The organism is Methanomassiliicoccus sp., from assembly GCA_012719175.1.
In the GTDB taxonomy this organism is placed as follows: Archaea; Thermoplasmatota; Thermoplasmata; order Methanomassiliicoccales; family Methanomassiliicoccaceae; genus UBA6.
This window is the reverse complement of record JAAYAX010000004.1, coordinates 378356-391857: the sequence shown is the minus strand read 5'-3', so window position 1 is coordinate 391857 and position 13502 is coordinate 378356. Positions and strand designations below refer to the sequence as shown.

Sequence of the window (13502 nt, the reverse complement as noted above, 5' to 3'; positions counted from 1 at the left end):
GTCACTTTATGAGGTCGAAGCCCACGAGGTGCGTCCACATCTTAGGTCCGGTGAAACCCATGATCTCTCTGACCAGGTCATCCGTCAAAGTGGACAGGCTGCCTGAAGTGACCCTCTCGATGCCTTCCACATCCTTAAGGTGCTCGAAATGGGTCTCGTTGATCAGGAAGTACGGCTCCCCCGCGATGTCGATGTCCCCGTGAAGAATGAAGTCCTCGGACAGGAACCTGGTCTCAGGCTTCTCCTTTAGCAGCTTCTCTCGCTGCGTGGGTGTAACGTACTCGCCCAGCACCTGCCCTTTCTGGTCCATCATGTATAGCAGGCCCCTGTCGTCCACGAGGAGGTCCACACTGCCCACCAGGACCAAACTGACCTCCCGGTCAAGGGCCGCCCACACACCTTTGTTGATGAAAGGCATCAGCCCCCCGCAGGCCCCGTTCTTCTCCGCCTGCTGCTCCGACTCCACCACTTGCTTCTTCAGCTCCGCGTCCAGAAATCTCATGTCCAAGACCCCGGGAATGGCCTTGATCTTCGATTCCACGTTCGACAGCACTTGATCTCGGTCCATGACTTCTCTCACCAAACATGATTATGGACACCCTTCATTAATATTTCCGCACAAGAACAATACGTCCGGTCGGGGATCTTGCTGGACGATACAGCCATTACCCAGGGATGTAAAGGTCTCAGCGGGAGAAACGATAATAACCCCTAGCGTATTCTACGACAAGACCAGATGTTGTTGAAAGTAAATGGAAAGGATAAGCAGGTAGGAGAGGAGGCCCGCTTATCTGAGGCCATAGCCGGTGAGCCGTACACGCCAGGAGCAGTGATCGCGGTCACAAGGTCGACCAGCTCCATCCAGAAGGAGACCAGCGAGTTCGAGGTGGTACTTTCCAAGGGTTCCTTCGTCATCCGGCTGAACGACTCGAGGTTCGCCGAGGTATGGCGACAGAACATAGGCCAGATCGTGGGAAGCAGCGTTCGGTGGCAAAGCACCAAGGTCATGGCCATGGGATCGTTCCCCACCGACCTGGAGGTTGACCGGGAGAGATACCGCTACTCCAAGCACGATTGCTATTTCTCATTGGGTGGCTTCGACAACCGCACCACCTATGTGATGATATCCAAGATCGATCATGAGGGGAGCTACGGAACGAAGGACGGCCGCTTCGGACGGGTGACCAGAGGCCGTCATCTGATCAAGGAGATTGATGAGGGCGAGGTCATCAAGGACATCCGCCCTGTGGTGTTGGAGCTATCGGAGAAGGACGCCATCGCCACCACCGACCTGGACCTCAAGCTGGAGGAGGGGATGGCGGTGGACACCTACGTCCATGTTGACCTGGACCCCCTCTCCCCAGTAAGCTGCGAGCAGCTTCTGGTGATATCTGGGGAGCAGAGGCTGGACATCACCGACCGCACCTCTACTTATTCCGCCAACTCCAAGCGCATGGACGTCTCCCTAGTACACGAGCACGTGGCTGTAAGGGAAGAGGGCGATGTCACCGTCCGTTCCGAGGGCTCTTTCACGGGCCGGGTATATTTCTATCGCCGCCGGCGGCAGCTGTCCCCGTTCCATAATCATACGGGCAAGGTGACACTGGGGCTGGAACTTCTGCGGTTGGCACCCCAGGGCACTTTCGTCACCATCCTCACCACTCCCTCCAGGATAATGTCCGTGGGGATGACCCAGGGCGAGGCAGGCAAATTTCTCGAGTCCCGGGGCCTGAGGCAAAAGCGTACGGGCCTCACCGGCGATGACGATGTGGTGGCCGAGCAGGAGCCGGAGCTCACCATGGAGATCAGGCCGGGGGATGAGGTGGAAACCTTCGGGGTACGAGCAGACAAGATCTCGGTCTGGGAGCTGGACGACGTCAACGCGCCCCGCACGGCCCACTATGTGAGGAAGATGACGGGTCTGGACCACAAGCCCGTGGGGACCATGAAGGTGTTCTTCGCCCACCCGGAGATGCCCATGATAACCTTCTTCGGCAACGTTAAGGAAGCATCGGTTCTCATGCCGGAGAACCCCTTCGGCGAGGAGTCCCCTCGCGGGCAGGTGGCAGTGACCAACATGTCCAGGCCCAACCGGGGCACTATAGGCATCAGGCTGGAGCGCAGCGCGGAGTTCGGCCCCACGGGGGAGGAGAGATACGGCTCCAACGTCTTCGGCAATATCCTATCTGACCTGAGCCATATGCTCAAGGACGTGCATGACGGGGACATCATCTACCTCAGGGAGAGAAAGGAGGGGGAGGAGATCAAGACAGCCGCCGCCCCCGCTCCCAAGCCTGCGTTCGACCTTGACGAGATCGCAGAGATCGCGCGACAGGCGGAGTTCGCCCAGCATGCTCCCCCACCGGGACCGTTCCAGGGTGGGTCAGCGGAGAGCTCGCGGAAGAAGACCGGCGCGGAGAAGGGAACAGCTAAGAAGGAGACAGCGAAGAAGGGGGGAAGACCACGAGCGAAGAGACCGAAACCAGAATGATCGTGATCGCGCCCAGCTCCGACCTCACGCCGGACCAGGTGGCCAGGTTCATACATTCACTGGGATTGGATATCAATATCAAGGAGACGTGCTACGGGGCCAATATCGAGGGGCCCAAGGACCAGGTGCGGAAGGCCCTTGCCGAGGTCAGAAAGCTCGATCCCAATCGCATATTCTCTAAGATCCGGGCGTACCCCATCGGGGACGAGAGGAGGTGCCGCGCACATCACGGCTCCCGACCTGGTTTCAACCAGGTGGAGAAGGAGTGGAAGGACCTCTCCATGATCGATGTGGGCCTGTGCGCCGCTGACCGAGGCGAGATATGCGAGCTGCCTCCCCCGCCCGAGAAGCTTCCGGTGAAGAGGCTTCGAGAGATAGTAGACGAGGTGACGAAATGAAGATCTTCATGATCCCCCCCAACAGCCTTATCCTGTACGATCTGGTCGAGCGTTTCGGCCACCAGCCCCTGTCCCTCATGGGAGAGCTCCGCGAGCACGTGGTGAAGCCGGAGATAGAGTCACCACCGCTAAACCTGTCCCAGGAAGATATCATGAACGGTCTGAAATATGCTGGCATCGAGGTCCCTTCCGGGGTCCGGGGCCGCCTGGGGATATGGGGGCCTATGGTGGATGAGGCGGAAGCGGCGATCATCATGCATGACATGCCCTACACCTTTGGATGCGTGGGCTGCCACCGTACCAACCTCATGCTAACCTACATGGTCCGACGGAAGAAGATACCGATCCTGGAGGTCCATTATCCTAAGACCGATGAGGAGGCCAAGGTAATGGTCACCAAGATCAAGGCGTTCCTGGAGGGGTTGAAATGACCATAAAGATCGCACAACTGTCCTGCGGGACGGAATACTCAGGAATCCAGTCGGAGATCGATCATGCCGCTGATACCGTAGGGGGTAAGATGGTGTATCCCGACGTGGCCTTCGACGATATAAGGCGCTCGGTGGACGAGTTCGGTTTCGATCCCGCATCGCCCCAGCTGCAGTTGATGATCGCACGCGCCAAGTCTCTGGCCGATGGCCATTACGATGCCGATGCAGTGTTCATAGCCACGTGCTTCCGCTGTGCCGAAGGGGCGCTGGTAAGGAACGAGGTCCGGAGGTACATCCAGGAGCACACCAAGCTCCCGGTGGTCACTTACTCCTTCACCGAGCGGTTGAAGGCCGCGCAGCTTCTGACGAGGATGGAGGCACTGGTCACCATCGTGGAAAAGAAAGAACTGTTGGCCAGGGAGAGGCAGGTGGGCCTCACCGCCGGGATCGACTCCGGCTCATCGACCACCAAGGCCATGATCCTCAAGGACAACGAGATCATCGGCAAATACTGGACGCCCACCGGTCCGGTCCTGGAGACCGGTCTCGAGGTTCTGGAAAAGGCTCTGGCCGAGGCCGGGGTCAAGCAGAGCGAGCTGGACGGGATCGGAGTGACCGGTTATGGTCGCTTCCTGATCGGTAAGAAGTTGGGGGCGAAGCTCGTTCAGGAGGAGCTGACCGTTAACAGCAAGGGTGCGGTATGGCTCGCCGATAGGCAGAAGGGGGAGGCCACCATAATCGACATTGGCGGGATGGACAACAAGGCCATCACCGTCAGGGACGGAATACCGGATAACTTCACCATGGGGGGGATCTGCGCCGGGGCATCCGGAAGGTTCCTGGAGATGGTCACCAAGCGCCTGAGGGTACCCATAGAGGAGCTGGGCGCGCTCGCCGATAAGGGCGACTGGAAGAAGGTGAACATGAACTCCTATTGCTCGGTGTTCGGCATACAGGACCTCGTCACCTCCCTCGCCGCCGGTAACACCATCGAGGACGTGGCCGCGGCCGCCTGCCATTCCGTGGCGGAGCAGGTGTACATGCAGCAGCTGCAGGAGATCGATGTGCGCCAGCCGGTCATCCAGGTGGGAGGGACCTCCCTCATCAGCGGGCTGGTCAAGGCGGTGGGCGACATGGTCGGCTCCAAGCCCATCATACCCAATCATTCACAGTACATAGGCTCGGCTGGCGCTGCACTGCTGGCCTCGGGCTTCCTCGAGGGCATTTGATGACGTTGACGGACGAGTCCTTCGCATACCAGAACTTCGAGACCATATTCAAGCAGATACTCCAGGACCTGGGGGTCAACAGGAGCGTGGAAAGTTACCGAATCATCGCCAATCCCGGGGCCCCCTACTTCCTAATATCCCTGAAGTTCGGTCGGGCGCGGTCCGCGGTGAAGGTCACGGACATGTCGCAGCTCAACGTCCATACCGGCGGAACGGCCCTGACCATCACCGATGAGAGCTGGGCGCCGGCGCTCCTGAGCAAGCTGTGGCAGCGCTACGGACGGGACCGAGTGGAGCAGCTGACCCGGTTCGAGATACTTATCCACGGCGCCACCATCGAGGAGCTGGAGTCGATGGAGCTGGACCCCGGAGAGGAGCTTAAGACCAAGCTATTGGACGCCGTCTGGCGGATGTTCCCGGAAGGCTTCACCGTGCGCTACGACATCGTCGACGACAAGGCCATGACCATCATCGGCACCGAGCACGACCTGAAGCCCGAATGGATCAAGGTCGCCAAGATGGTACATGAGGACGTCAGAGGAAAAGGGGGCGCGTGATGTACGAGGTCCTGATGTACGACGGGGGCGTGTACAAGGTCAACGAGCTCTACGAGCTGGTCGAGGATGTCGGGGGCTTCGTTCTTCAAAAGACGCAGATACAGGTGCAGATCACCGTAACCATGGCCATCCCCGAGGAGGAGCGCCCCGTGATCGAGGCCAAGACCCGGGAGCTGGGAGGGAAGATAGTGCACGTTCCTCTGGCGGGCACGGAGATCGCCGTGGTGGCCCCTACGCTGGGACGACATCACATGCCGCACCCCACCTGTGACATAGCAGAGCAGCTGCGGCGGTTGGGAGCCATCACCGTGGTCATGGGGCTGGCCCGGGGCAAGGGGCGCAGGACCTCCCAGATCAATGCCGATGAGAAGGCCATAATCGAGGAGTACGATGCCGCGGTGTTCGTGCTGGGCAACTTCAAGGACTGCATCCTGGAGCACAAGGTCCACCTGTTCGAGGACATCCAGATACCAGTGGTCGCCGCCATCGGCCCCCAGCTGGACTCCCTCCCCAACTGCGAGGCGGTGGTCTGCGGGATCGGCCGCAAGGTGGAGAGGATGCGGCGCGAGGAGGAGATCAGGCAGCTGGATATGATCTCCGAGGCCATGGAGAAGGTCATACAGGTCAAGAGGAGGGAGCTGGAGGAGGACCCCCTCTTCGTCCATCCGGCCGAGGTCAAGGAGAGAATAAGCGAGCTGGAGGTAGTGCAGAGGAGCCTCCGGCCCGCGCCGGTGGTCCTGCACCTCGACGGCCTCAGGGTCAAGATACCCTACAGGGAGTGGAAGGAACAGCTAAGTGCCGTGGATGTGTACGGCCGCAGGCTGGGGGACATCGCCACGCTTTCCGACTCCCGTTTGGGAGGAAGCACCCTGATAAAGATCATGACCCGCGCCGAGGTCGATTATCACGATGCCCAGAGGGAAAAAGGGAAGAGGTGAGCGCCCGAGGGGAATGGACAACGGGCACACTGATACCGGAGCCTATGTCATCCTGTTCAGGCTGGGCGACCGCACCCAGGTCACCGTGGGACGACTGGGCTCTTTCGTTCTGGAGGCCGGTCTGTATGCCTATGTCGGTTCGGCCATGAACGGCCTGGGAGCGAGGACCGACCGTCATCTCCGCGGAGGAGAGAGGAAACACTGGCACATTGATCACCTCCTGCCTTTGTCCTCGGAGCGGACGGCCCTCCTGGTCCCCTCTAAGGAGGACATCGAGTGCAGGGTCGCTGAGGTCGTTCAGGGTTGGGAGGGAACGAGCATGCCCATCAAAGGCTTCGGGAGCTCTGACTGCCACTGCCTCTCCCACCTCTTCTGCCTGAGCGAGGACGGGACGCAGCATCTTGCCCACCGGCTCTCGTCTTGCCTGGGAGAGAAGGAGGTCCTCATCGTTGGTCCTCTCGAGCATGAGATCTGCCCCCTTCCTCACAGCTAATGCGCTCGATGTCATGGTCCCTACCAAGCCGCTCCTTGAACGTGATCTTCATACGACTTGATCTCCCCACTCATCCCCTAACCACCCAATAGATCAAGGTACAAAAGAGCGGTGAGAAAAAGCGCTTATCAGGGAAATCCGGGACCTCAGATAGGCGGAACCAGGGCGATAGTGACGCGCTAACAGCTCAAGGTAAATTTTATACTACTGGCACACGTTGCGGATGTGCCGATGGAGAGCCCCCATCGGGAGTAGGGTTCTTATACACCAATGCGACTATCAGGTCAGAATCCCTATACAATCCAGGAGCCTTTATATGGAAGCGACAGCCGACACTTCTGAGAAATTTCAAGATCCGATAGTAAAAAAGCTTGAAGCCGCCATCGGAGCGGAGAACGTAAAGACCAGCAAGATGGAGAGGCTGCTATACAGCCATGACTCAACCGGCCTGCCGAAGGAAGTGGACCTTGGCTTCAAGGTCGTCCCTGACATCGTGGTGCGTCCTTCCTCCGTTAAGGAGGTCCAGGAGATAGTAAAGATCGCAGCCGAGGCAGGCATGCCGATAACCCCCAGGGGAGCGGCCACCGGTTACGTCGCCGCGGGTGTCCCTGCAGCTGGAGGGATATCCATCGATATGGTCGGTCGAATGAGCAAGGTCCTCAAGATCGACGAGGATAACATGACCATCACCTGTCAGGCCGGCGCTTCTTGGAAGGCCGTGTATGATGCGGCGTGGGAGAAGGGTTTCCTCCTCGGGTCCTACCCCAGCAGTTTCCCCAACGCCTCGGTGGCAGGGTGGATCGCCATGAGCGGCGTGGGCATGGGCAACTACAAGTACGGCTCGGCCGGGGACAACATACGCAACATGGTGGTAGTCGTTCCCAGTGGAGCGGCCATCAACACCGGCTTCGAGACCTTGGCCGACAACATGGCCGGATACAACCTAAACCGGTTGTTCGTGGGCACCGAAGGGACCCTAGGCATCATATGCGAGGTGACCCTGAAGCTGTTCCCCAGGCCGGAGGTTCTTAGGCCCCTTGCCTACTCCTTCGAGAGCCTGGACAAAGTAGGCGCCCCCATGAAGGACCTTACCCGCACCAAGGTAACTCCTCTGCACGTCGCCTGGTCCGACGGGAACCACTTCAAGTACCTGCGCAAGATCGGGCATCACGCTCCCGAGGTAGGTTGCCTCTGGCTCGTCACCCTGGAGGGGGACAAGGCCATGGTCGAGTACGAAGAGAAGATCGTGGATGAGATCGTGGCCAAGCACGGCGGGAAGAAGGAGAGCTACGAGCTAGCCCAGCACGAGTGGGACGAGCGCTCCTACGAGTACCGCACCTCGATGCTGGGGCTAGGGACCTCCGCCTCGGAGATACTGGTGCCCGTAAGCGCTTACGCGGAAGCGGTTAAGGGCCTCTACGAGCTCATGGACAGCATGAAGATGGAGGGGGCGATCATCGGGGTCGGGGTAGACCGTAACTCCACCATGCTGATGCCCTACTATCTCTTCGATAAGGAGTCCATGTCCAAGTCGATGACCTCCCTATCCTTCGCCTTCAAGGCCGGGGATGTGGCCAAGAAGCTCGGTGGAAGGCTTATGGGCGGCTTCGGGCTGTTCATGAGCTCTCAGCTGAAGCCCCTGCGCGGTGAGGGCTATGATATCCAGGTGGCCATCAAGAACGCCATCGATCCGAAGGAGATAATGAACCCCGGAAAGCTCCTGGGGATGAAGACCCGCTTCAAGCTCCCGGTGGGGGCAGGCCTGTTCGGCGTGGGGATGACCGCAATGTCGGTCGCCAAGAAGGTCCTTCCCGCGGACAAGATGATCGATGCGAAGGCCGAGGAGCTGGCCCGAGAGGAGCTGGAGAACGAGAGGTTCGAGCAGCACAAGAATGACCCACTGAAGAAGTGAGTTCCTTCCCAACCCTCTTCCTTTCTATCATTCTTTCCGTAATCATCATCGCATGAGCAGTGGTTCGTTCAGCATACCGCCTCTCCGATCATCTTCGAGCATATCAGGCGAGCAGGGGCCTACTTCTTGAGGTACTTTTCCGGGTCCTTGTCGAACACTTTCTTGCAGCCGGGGGCGCAGAAGTAGTAGGTGGTGCCCTTGTGCTCGGACTTCCACTTCGCAGACTTCTCGTCCACGGTCATCTTGCATACTGGATCTATGGCCATTATTTCTTCACCTCCTTCCTCTTGATCTCTGGAGTATATCTTCTCAGCAGCGCGGCGTTGGAGACCACGGACACGGAGCTCAGGGCCATGGCCGCCGCGGCCACTATGGGGTTCAGCAGGATCCCGAAGAACGGGTACAGGACCCCGGCGGCGATGGGGATGCCGGCCGAGTTATAACCTAAAGCCCAAAAGAGGTTCTGCCTGATCTTGGTCATGGTCCTCTTCGACAGCTGAATGGCGGCCACCACATCGGTCAGATCGCTGCGGATGAGGACGATGTCCCCGGTCTCCATGGCCACGTCGGTGCCGCTTCCGATGGCGATTCCCACATCGGCCTGGGCCAGAGCGGGTGCGTCGTTGACGCCGTCACCCACCATGGCCACTTTGCGCCCCAGGCCCTGGATCCTAGCTACCTCCTTGGCCTTGTTCTCCGGCAGGACCTCGGCGATGTAGTTATCGATGCCCACCTGGGAGGCGATCACCTTGGCGGTACGGGGGTTGTCCCCGGTGAGCATGATGACCTCGATCCCCATCCTCTTCAGCTCGGCTATGGCCTCCTTCGATGTCTCCTTGACCACATCGGCCACGCCGATCAGACCTGCCATGCGGCCGTCCACCGAGATCAGCATGGCGGTGCGTCCCTCCTCTTCCATCCTCTTGAGGTCGTCCTCCGCAGCATCGATGAGTATGCCGTTCCCGATGAGGAGCTGGCGGTTGCCGATAAGCACATCATGCCCCTCCACGGTAGCCCTGACCCCCTTCCCGGGGATGGCCTCAAAGTTCTCGGCATCGGGGATGGGGACACCATCGCCCTGAGCCTTCCGGACTATGGCCTCAGCCAGGGGATGTTCGGACCCCCTCTCGGCCGACGCCGCGAACCGCAGAACCTCTGAAGCAGGCCGGCCGGCCTCGACCACAGCGGTCACCTCCGGCTCCCCCTTGGTGATGGTCCCGGTCTTATCCAGCACCACGGTCTGCACCTTGCCCGCGGTCTCCAAGGCCTCCGCGCTTTTTATGAGTATCCCGTTCTCCGCCCCCTTGCCCGAGCCCACCATTATCGCCGTTGGTGTGGCCAGTCCCAGGGCGCAGGGGCAGGAGATGACCAGGACAGAGATGAATATGATGAGGGAGAACACGAACCCTTCCTCTCCGCCTACGAACGTGTCGTAAGCGACAAGGTACCACACCAGGAAGCTGACCAGAGCGATGGCGATGACGACTGGAACGAACCACGCCGAGACATTGTCCGCATAGCGCTGGATCGGCGCCTTGGATGCCTGTGCATCCTCCACTAGTTTAATGATCTGGGCGAGCGCGGTATCCTTGCCTATCCTTGTGGCCTTGACCGTGAGGACGCCGTTCTTGTTTATGGACCCGCCGATGACCGTAGACCCTATGCTTTTCTCCACCGGTATCGATTCCCCGGTTATCATGCTCTCATCCACGGCGGAGCCACCATCCGTCACCTCACCGTCGGTGGCGATCTTCTCACCCGGCCGCACCAGGAACAGGTCATCGACCTTGATCAGTTCCACCGGGACCTCCACCTCCTCCCCATCCCGGAGCACTCTGGCGGTCCTCGCCTGTAGCCCGATGAGGGCGCGTATGGCCTGTGACGTTCTGCCCTTCGCCTTAGCCTCCAGATACTTGCCGAAGAGGATCAGCGAAATGATCATGGCCGAGGTGTCGAAGTAAGTATGGTGGTGGAAGGGGATGAGCTGCGGGAGGAACACCACTACCACAGAGTAGAAGTACGCGGCTGAGGAGCCCAGGGCGATGAGGGTGTCCATATTGGCCCGGCGGTTGCGCAGGGCGTAGTACGTTCCCACGTAGAACTGGTAACCGGCGATGAACTGCACCGGAGTGGCCAGCACGAACAGCAAATAGCCCTCCCAGCCTTCGATGCCCAGGGTGCCGGCGAGCCCGAAGAAATCGAAGCCTATCATCAGCAGCATGATGGGTATGCTGAGGGAAAGGGAGAACACCAGTAGATACAGCTGCTTGCGGTGCGCCACCTCCCGCTCGGCGCTCTCCGTCTCCTCCCCCTCGATGACCTCGTAGCCTGCGTCCAATATGGCCGCCTTCAAGGCAGCGAGCGTTGCCACGCTGGGATCGAACGTAACGAAGGCCTTCTCGGTGGCCAGGTTAACGCTGGCGGTTAAAACGCCTTGCACATCCCTCAGGGCATCTTCGATGATCCCGGCACAGGAAGCGCAGGTCATGCCCTTGATCCCTATGGTGGCCTGCTCCACGACCACGTCGTAGCCTGCCTCTCTAACAGCCTTCCGGATATCTTCAGGGGTGACCTTGAAGGGATCGTAGACCACCCGCGCCTTCTCCGTAACCAGGTTCACCGAGGCCTTTTCTACTCCTGGAAGCTCTCCGATAGCACCCTCGACGGTCCCCGCGCAAGAGGCGCAGGTCATCCCGGAAACCCCAAAGGACGCAGTTCTCTTGGAGGTACCAGTTTCATCCTTGGGGCATGTGTCGTCAGGGCACTGCTCGCTCATTGAGCTTGCTATTATCATAATTCGTTCTAGTAGTTTTGCCCTGAGGGACCAGACATCATGATAAGTAAAGTGCCGAGTTATTGGTCATATGTCAGAAAATGTCCCTATTTTTTTCTCAATGGAAACCTTTTATTAGGTGCTGTTCCAAGATTGAATATGTGAGCTTGGACGATAATGATGTGAACATCCTCAAGGTCCTCCAATGGAACGGCCGATTATCGTTTCGCCAGGTCTCAGAAAAGGTGAAGGTCTCAGTACCTACGGTGAGCAACAAGGTAGGTAACCTGGAGAGGCTCGGTGTCATAAGAGGGTATCATGCCGAGCTGGATCCAGAAAGAATGGGTCAGACAAGCGCCCTCGTAACTATCAAGGCCAAGCCGGCCGACCTGTCATTGATCGCCGAACGATTCAAGTCCGACGATCAGGTGCGTCAGCTGTACCACATGAGCAGCGGGAAACTTATCCTGGTCTGCACTTTTATGGGCTCACACCTCATCAACGATTTCGTTATGCGCTTGGCATCCGTGCCTGAGATCCAGGAGTACGATATCGCCAACGTGATCAGTGTGAGCAAGGAGCTCGACCGTGCTGTGGTCGCCCCTGGCCTCAGTATAATCGTATCATGCTCCCAGTGCGGCAAGGAGATCAGGAGCGACCCGCTGCGAGTGAAGGTCAACGGAATAACGGCCTACCTCTGCTGCCCTCAATGCCTTTCCACGTTCCGTTCGATCAACGGAGACAATGCAAAGTGATCATCGGCGGGACGCGATCGCCTCCACCTCGACTTTGGCCCCCAGCGGAAGAGCGGAAACGCCAACGGTGCTGCGGGCAGGCGGGCTTTCCTCGAAGAACGCAGCATAGCTCTCGTTAACTTCCTTGAACTCCCCCATGTCCACCAGGTATAGCGTGGTCTTGACCACATCGGACATGGAGAGCCCGGCAACGGAGAGAACGGCCTCCAGGTTCAGTAGGCATCTCTTCACCTGCTCGCTGGCGCTCCCTCCCGCCAGTAACCCGGTGGCGGGGTCCAAACCTAATTGACCAGAGCAGAACACCATGTTCCCGCAGGAGATCGCCTGCGAGTATGGACCAATAGCTGCCGGTGCCCCATCGGAACGGACGACCTTTTTCATGCTCACTCAATCCCTCCCCGGCAAATAGAGGTTTTCTTCGTCAAGGTATCTGAGAAGCTCTCCCACACTGTCGATCATTGCTCTGCACCTACACCTTTCCCAATCCGCCCTCGTAAAGCTGCCGGTGAGGACCCCCAGGAAGCGGACCGAGGCCGAGGCCGCGCACTCCATGTCCATGGCATGATCCCCTACCAGAATGCAATCCTGGGGCTGAACCTCCATCAGGGCCATGATGCGCTTCAATGCCTTCCCGTTGGGCTTGGCCTCTTCCTCGGGATGATCGTCGCGGCACACCATGGCCTGGAAGGGGACGGTGATCCCCGCATGATGCAATGCCGCCTCTGTATAAGCGCGGGAACCGCGGGTGAGGAGACCTATACTGATGCCATCGTCCTGCAGTGACCGCAGGCACCTTACAGCACCTTCTACGGCGGTCGTTCTGGCCACTCCCTCCAACTCCGTCATGTTCATGGACCGTGTGACCGCCCCACTTATGCGCTCCATATCCTCGGTGGTACCGTTCCTAATAATATAATGACGTACCAGAGCGAGGCTGCTGGACATGGTCGACGCCTCGTCGAGTAGGTATGAAGGTACCCCCTCCTCGACAAGCACATCGAAGAGCTTCCTTTTCATGAGTCGGAAGTCGACCGTAGTATGGACAAGGGTTCCATCGAGATCGAAGATTGCCCCTCTAATGGCCACTTTCCCCATGTTTTTACCGTCTCTCAGCGCGAAATACTTCCTTCTATTTAGACCGTAGGAATCTAATATTATCAAAATCAATACTTTCTACAGGATGGCACAATATTATTATTTATCATTAAAAATCGGAAATTTAAAACTATTGGTAGCATGCTCAACTACTTTTTTTATATTTACTGGGCCAAAGGGATGTACACTCGGATTAGGTGAAGAAATGAAAACGAAGACATTAATCATGTTCGGCTTGGCCGCCCTTTTAATTGCGGCGTTCGGAGTGACCGTGATCGTGACCAATCTGGCGGTGGGACCTTTCATCATACCTGGTATCGACCCGCACATCATCCCCGGTATCGATCCCCACATCATACCTGGTATCGACCCGCACATCATCCCCGGTATCGATCCCCACATCATACCTGGTATCGACCCGCATTAAGAA

At 58.5% G+C, this 13502-nt stretch carries 15 protein-coding genes; 10 read left to right on the top strand and 5 right to left on the bottom strand.

Features of this window, described 5'->3' with window-relative positions:
* Window position 1: 1 nt before the first annotated feature.
* The gene (locus GXX95_02410) at window positions 2–568 is read right to left on the bottom strand and encodes a hypothetical protein (protein NLT36996.1); all 567 of its coding nucleotides are present in this window, start codon (window positions 566–568) and stop codon (window positions 2–4) included.
* 168 nt (window positions 569–736) lie between these two features.
* Between GXX95_02410 and GXX95_02405 the strand changes: the two genes are divergently transcribed.
* The 8 genes from GXX95_02405 (at window position 737) to GXX95_02370 (ending at window position 8449) form a co-directional block, all read left to right on the top strand.
* Entirely contained in the window at window positions 737–2491 is a 1755-nt protein-coding gene (locus GXX95_02405) for a methanogenesis marker 3 protein (GenBank protein NLT36995.1), read from the top strand.
* Entirely contained in the window at window positions 2488–2889 is a 402-nt protein-coding gene (locus tag GXX95_02400) for a methanogenesis marker 6 protein (protein ID NLT36994.1), read from the top strand. Before GXX95_02405 ends, GXX95_02400 begins: the two co-directional genes overlap by 4 nt.
* Window positions 2886–3320, top strand: a complete 435-nt coding sequence (locus GXX95_02395; protein ID NLT36993.1) for a methanogenesis marker 5 protein — start codon at window positions 2886–2888, stop codon at window positions 3318–3320. The genes GXX95_02400 and GXX95_02395 overlap by 4 nt, the downstream gene beginning before the upstream one ends.
* Entirely contained in the window at window positions 3317–4549 is a 1233-nt protein-coding gene (locus tag GXX95_02390) for a methanogenesis marker 15 protein (GenBank protein NLT36992.1), read from the top strand. Before GXX95_02395 ends, GXX95_02390 begins: the two co-directional genes overlap by 4 nt.
* Window positions 4549–5106, top strand: a complete 558-nt coding sequence (locus GXX95_02385) for a methanogenesis marker 17 protein (GenBank protein NLT36991.1) — start codon at window positions 4549–4551, stop codon at window positions 5104–5106. The genes GXX95_02390 and GXX95_02385 overlap by 1 nt, the downstream gene beginning before the upstream one ends.
* Complete coding sequence (locus GXX95_02380) at window positions 5106–6044, top strand: methanogenesis marker 7 protein (GenBank protein ID NLT36990.1); 939 nt, start codon at window positions 5106–5108, stop codon at window positions 6042–6044. The genes GXX95_02385 and GXX95_02380 overlap by 1 nt, the downstream gene beginning before the upstream one ends.
* Window positions 6045–6057: 13 nt before the next feature.
* The gene (locus GXX95_02375) at window positions 6058–6537 is read left to right on the top strand and encodes a GIY-YIG nuclease family protein (protein ID NLT36989.1); all 480 of its coding nucleotides are present in this window, start codon (window positions 6058–6060) and stop codon (window positions 6535–6537) included.
* A gap of 316 nt (window positions 6538–6853) precedes the next feature.
* Complete coding sequence (locus GXX95_02370; GenBank protein NLT36988.1) at window positions 6854–8449, top strand: FAD-binding oxidoreductase; 1596 nt, start codon at window positions 6854–6856, stop codon at window positions 8447–8449.
* Window positions 8450–8568: 119 nt separating this feature from the next.
* Here the strand turns inward: GXX95_02370 and GXX95_02365 are convergent, their stop codons facing one another.
* Entirely contained in the window at window positions 8569–8715 is a 147-nt protein-coding gene (locus GXX95_02365) for a YHS domain-containing protein (protein ID NLT36987.1), read from the bottom strand.
* Window positions 8715–11225: a copper-translocating P-type ATPase gene (locus tag GXX95_02360; protein NLT36986.1), complete on the bottom strand. Its 2511-nt coding sequence runs from the start codon at window positions 11223–11225 to the stop codon at window positions 8715–8717. The genes GXX95_02365 and GXX95_02360 overlap by 1 nt, the downstream gene beginning before the upstream one ends.
* Before the next feature lie 164 nt (window positions 11226–11389).
* Here GXX95_02360 and GXX95_02355 point away from each other — a divergent pair, with 164 nt between their 5' ends.
* Complete coding sequence (locus GXX95_02355) at window positions 11390–11977, top strand: winged helix-turn-helix transcriptional regulator (GenBank protein NLT36985.1); 588 nt, start codon at window positions 11390–11392, stop codon at window positions 11975–11977.
* Here the strand turns inward: GXX95_02355 and GXX95_02350 are convergent, their stop codons facing one another.
* Together GXX95_02350 and GXX95_02345 are read right to left on the bottom strand one after the other, a co-directional pair.
* Complete coding sequence (locus GXX95_02350; GenBank protein NLT36984.1) at window positions 11978–12358, bottom strand: RidA family protein; 381 nt, start codon at window positions 12356–12358, stop codon at window positions 11978–11980.
* 6 nt (window positions 12359–12364) lie between these two features.
* The gene (locus GXX95_02345) at window positions 12365–13063 is read right to left on the bottom strand and encodes an HAD family hydrolase (protein NLT36983.1); all 699 of its coding nucleotides are present in this window, start codon (window positions 13061–13063) and stop codon (window positions 12365–12367) included.
* 214 nt (window positions 13064–13277) lie between these two features.
* On the opposite strand from GXX95_02345, the gene GXX95_02340 reads away from it, so the two are divergent.
* Entirely contained in the window at window positions 13278–13499 is a 222-nt protein-coding gene (locus GXX95_02340; GenBank protein ID NLT36982.1) for a hypothetical protein, read from the top strand.
* Window positions 13500–13502: the final 3 nt, after the last annotated feature.

Excerpts from the sequence above, each read along its gene's own strand:
- GXX95_02410 (NLT36996.1), bottom strand. The coding sequence starts at position 568 with ATGGACCGAGATCAAGTGCTGTCGAACGTGGAATCGAAGATCAAGGCC.
- GXX95_02405 (NLT36995.1), top strand. The coding sequence starts at position 737 with ATGTTGTTGAAAGTAAATGGAAAGGATAAGCAGGTAGGAGAGGAGGCC.
- GXX95_02400 (NLT36994.1), top strand. The coding sequence starts at position 2,488 with ATGATCGTGATCGCGCCCAGCTCCGACCTCACGCCGGACCAGGTGGCC.
- GXX95_02395 (NLT36993.1), top strand. The coding sequence starts at position 2,886 with ATGAAGATCTTCATGATCCCCCCCAACAGCCTTATCCTGTACGATCTG.
- GXX95_02390 (NLT36992.1), top strand. The coding sequence starts at position 3,317 with ATGACCATAAAGATCGCACAACTGTCCTGCGGGACGGAATACTCAGGA.
- GXX95_02385 (NLT36991.1), top strand. The coding sequence starts at position 4,549 with ATGACGTTGACGGACGAGTCCTTCGCATACCAGAACTTCGAGACCATA.
- GXX95_02380 (NLT36990.1), top strand. The coding sequence starts at position 5,106 with ATGTACGAGGTCCTGATGTACGACGGGGGCGTGTACAAGGTCAACGAG.
- GXX95_02375 (NLT36989.1), top strand. The coding sequence starts at position 6,058 with ATGGACAACGGGCACACTGATACCGGAGCCTATGTCATCCTGTTCAGG.
- GXX95_02370 (NLT36988.1), top strand. The coding sequence starts at position 6,854 with ATGGAAGCGACAGCCGACACTTCTGAGAAATTTCAAGATCCGATAGTA.
- GXX95_02365 (NLT36987.1), bottom strand. The coding sequence starts at position 8,715 with ATGGCCATAGATCCAGTATGCAAGATGACCGTGGACGAGAAGTCTGCG.
- GXX95_02360 (NLT36986.1), bottom strand. The coding sequence starts at position 11,225 with ATGAGCGAGCAGTGCCCTGACGACACATGCCCCAAGGATGAAACTGGT.
- GXX95_02350 (NLT36984.1), bottom strand. The coding sequence starts at position 12,358 with ATGAAAAAGGTCGTCCGTTCCGATGGGGCACCGGCAGCTATTGGTCCA.
- GXX95_02340 (NLT36982.1), top strand. The coding sequence starts at position 13,278 with ATGAAAACGAAGACATTAATCATGTTCGGCTTGGCCGCCCTTTTAATT.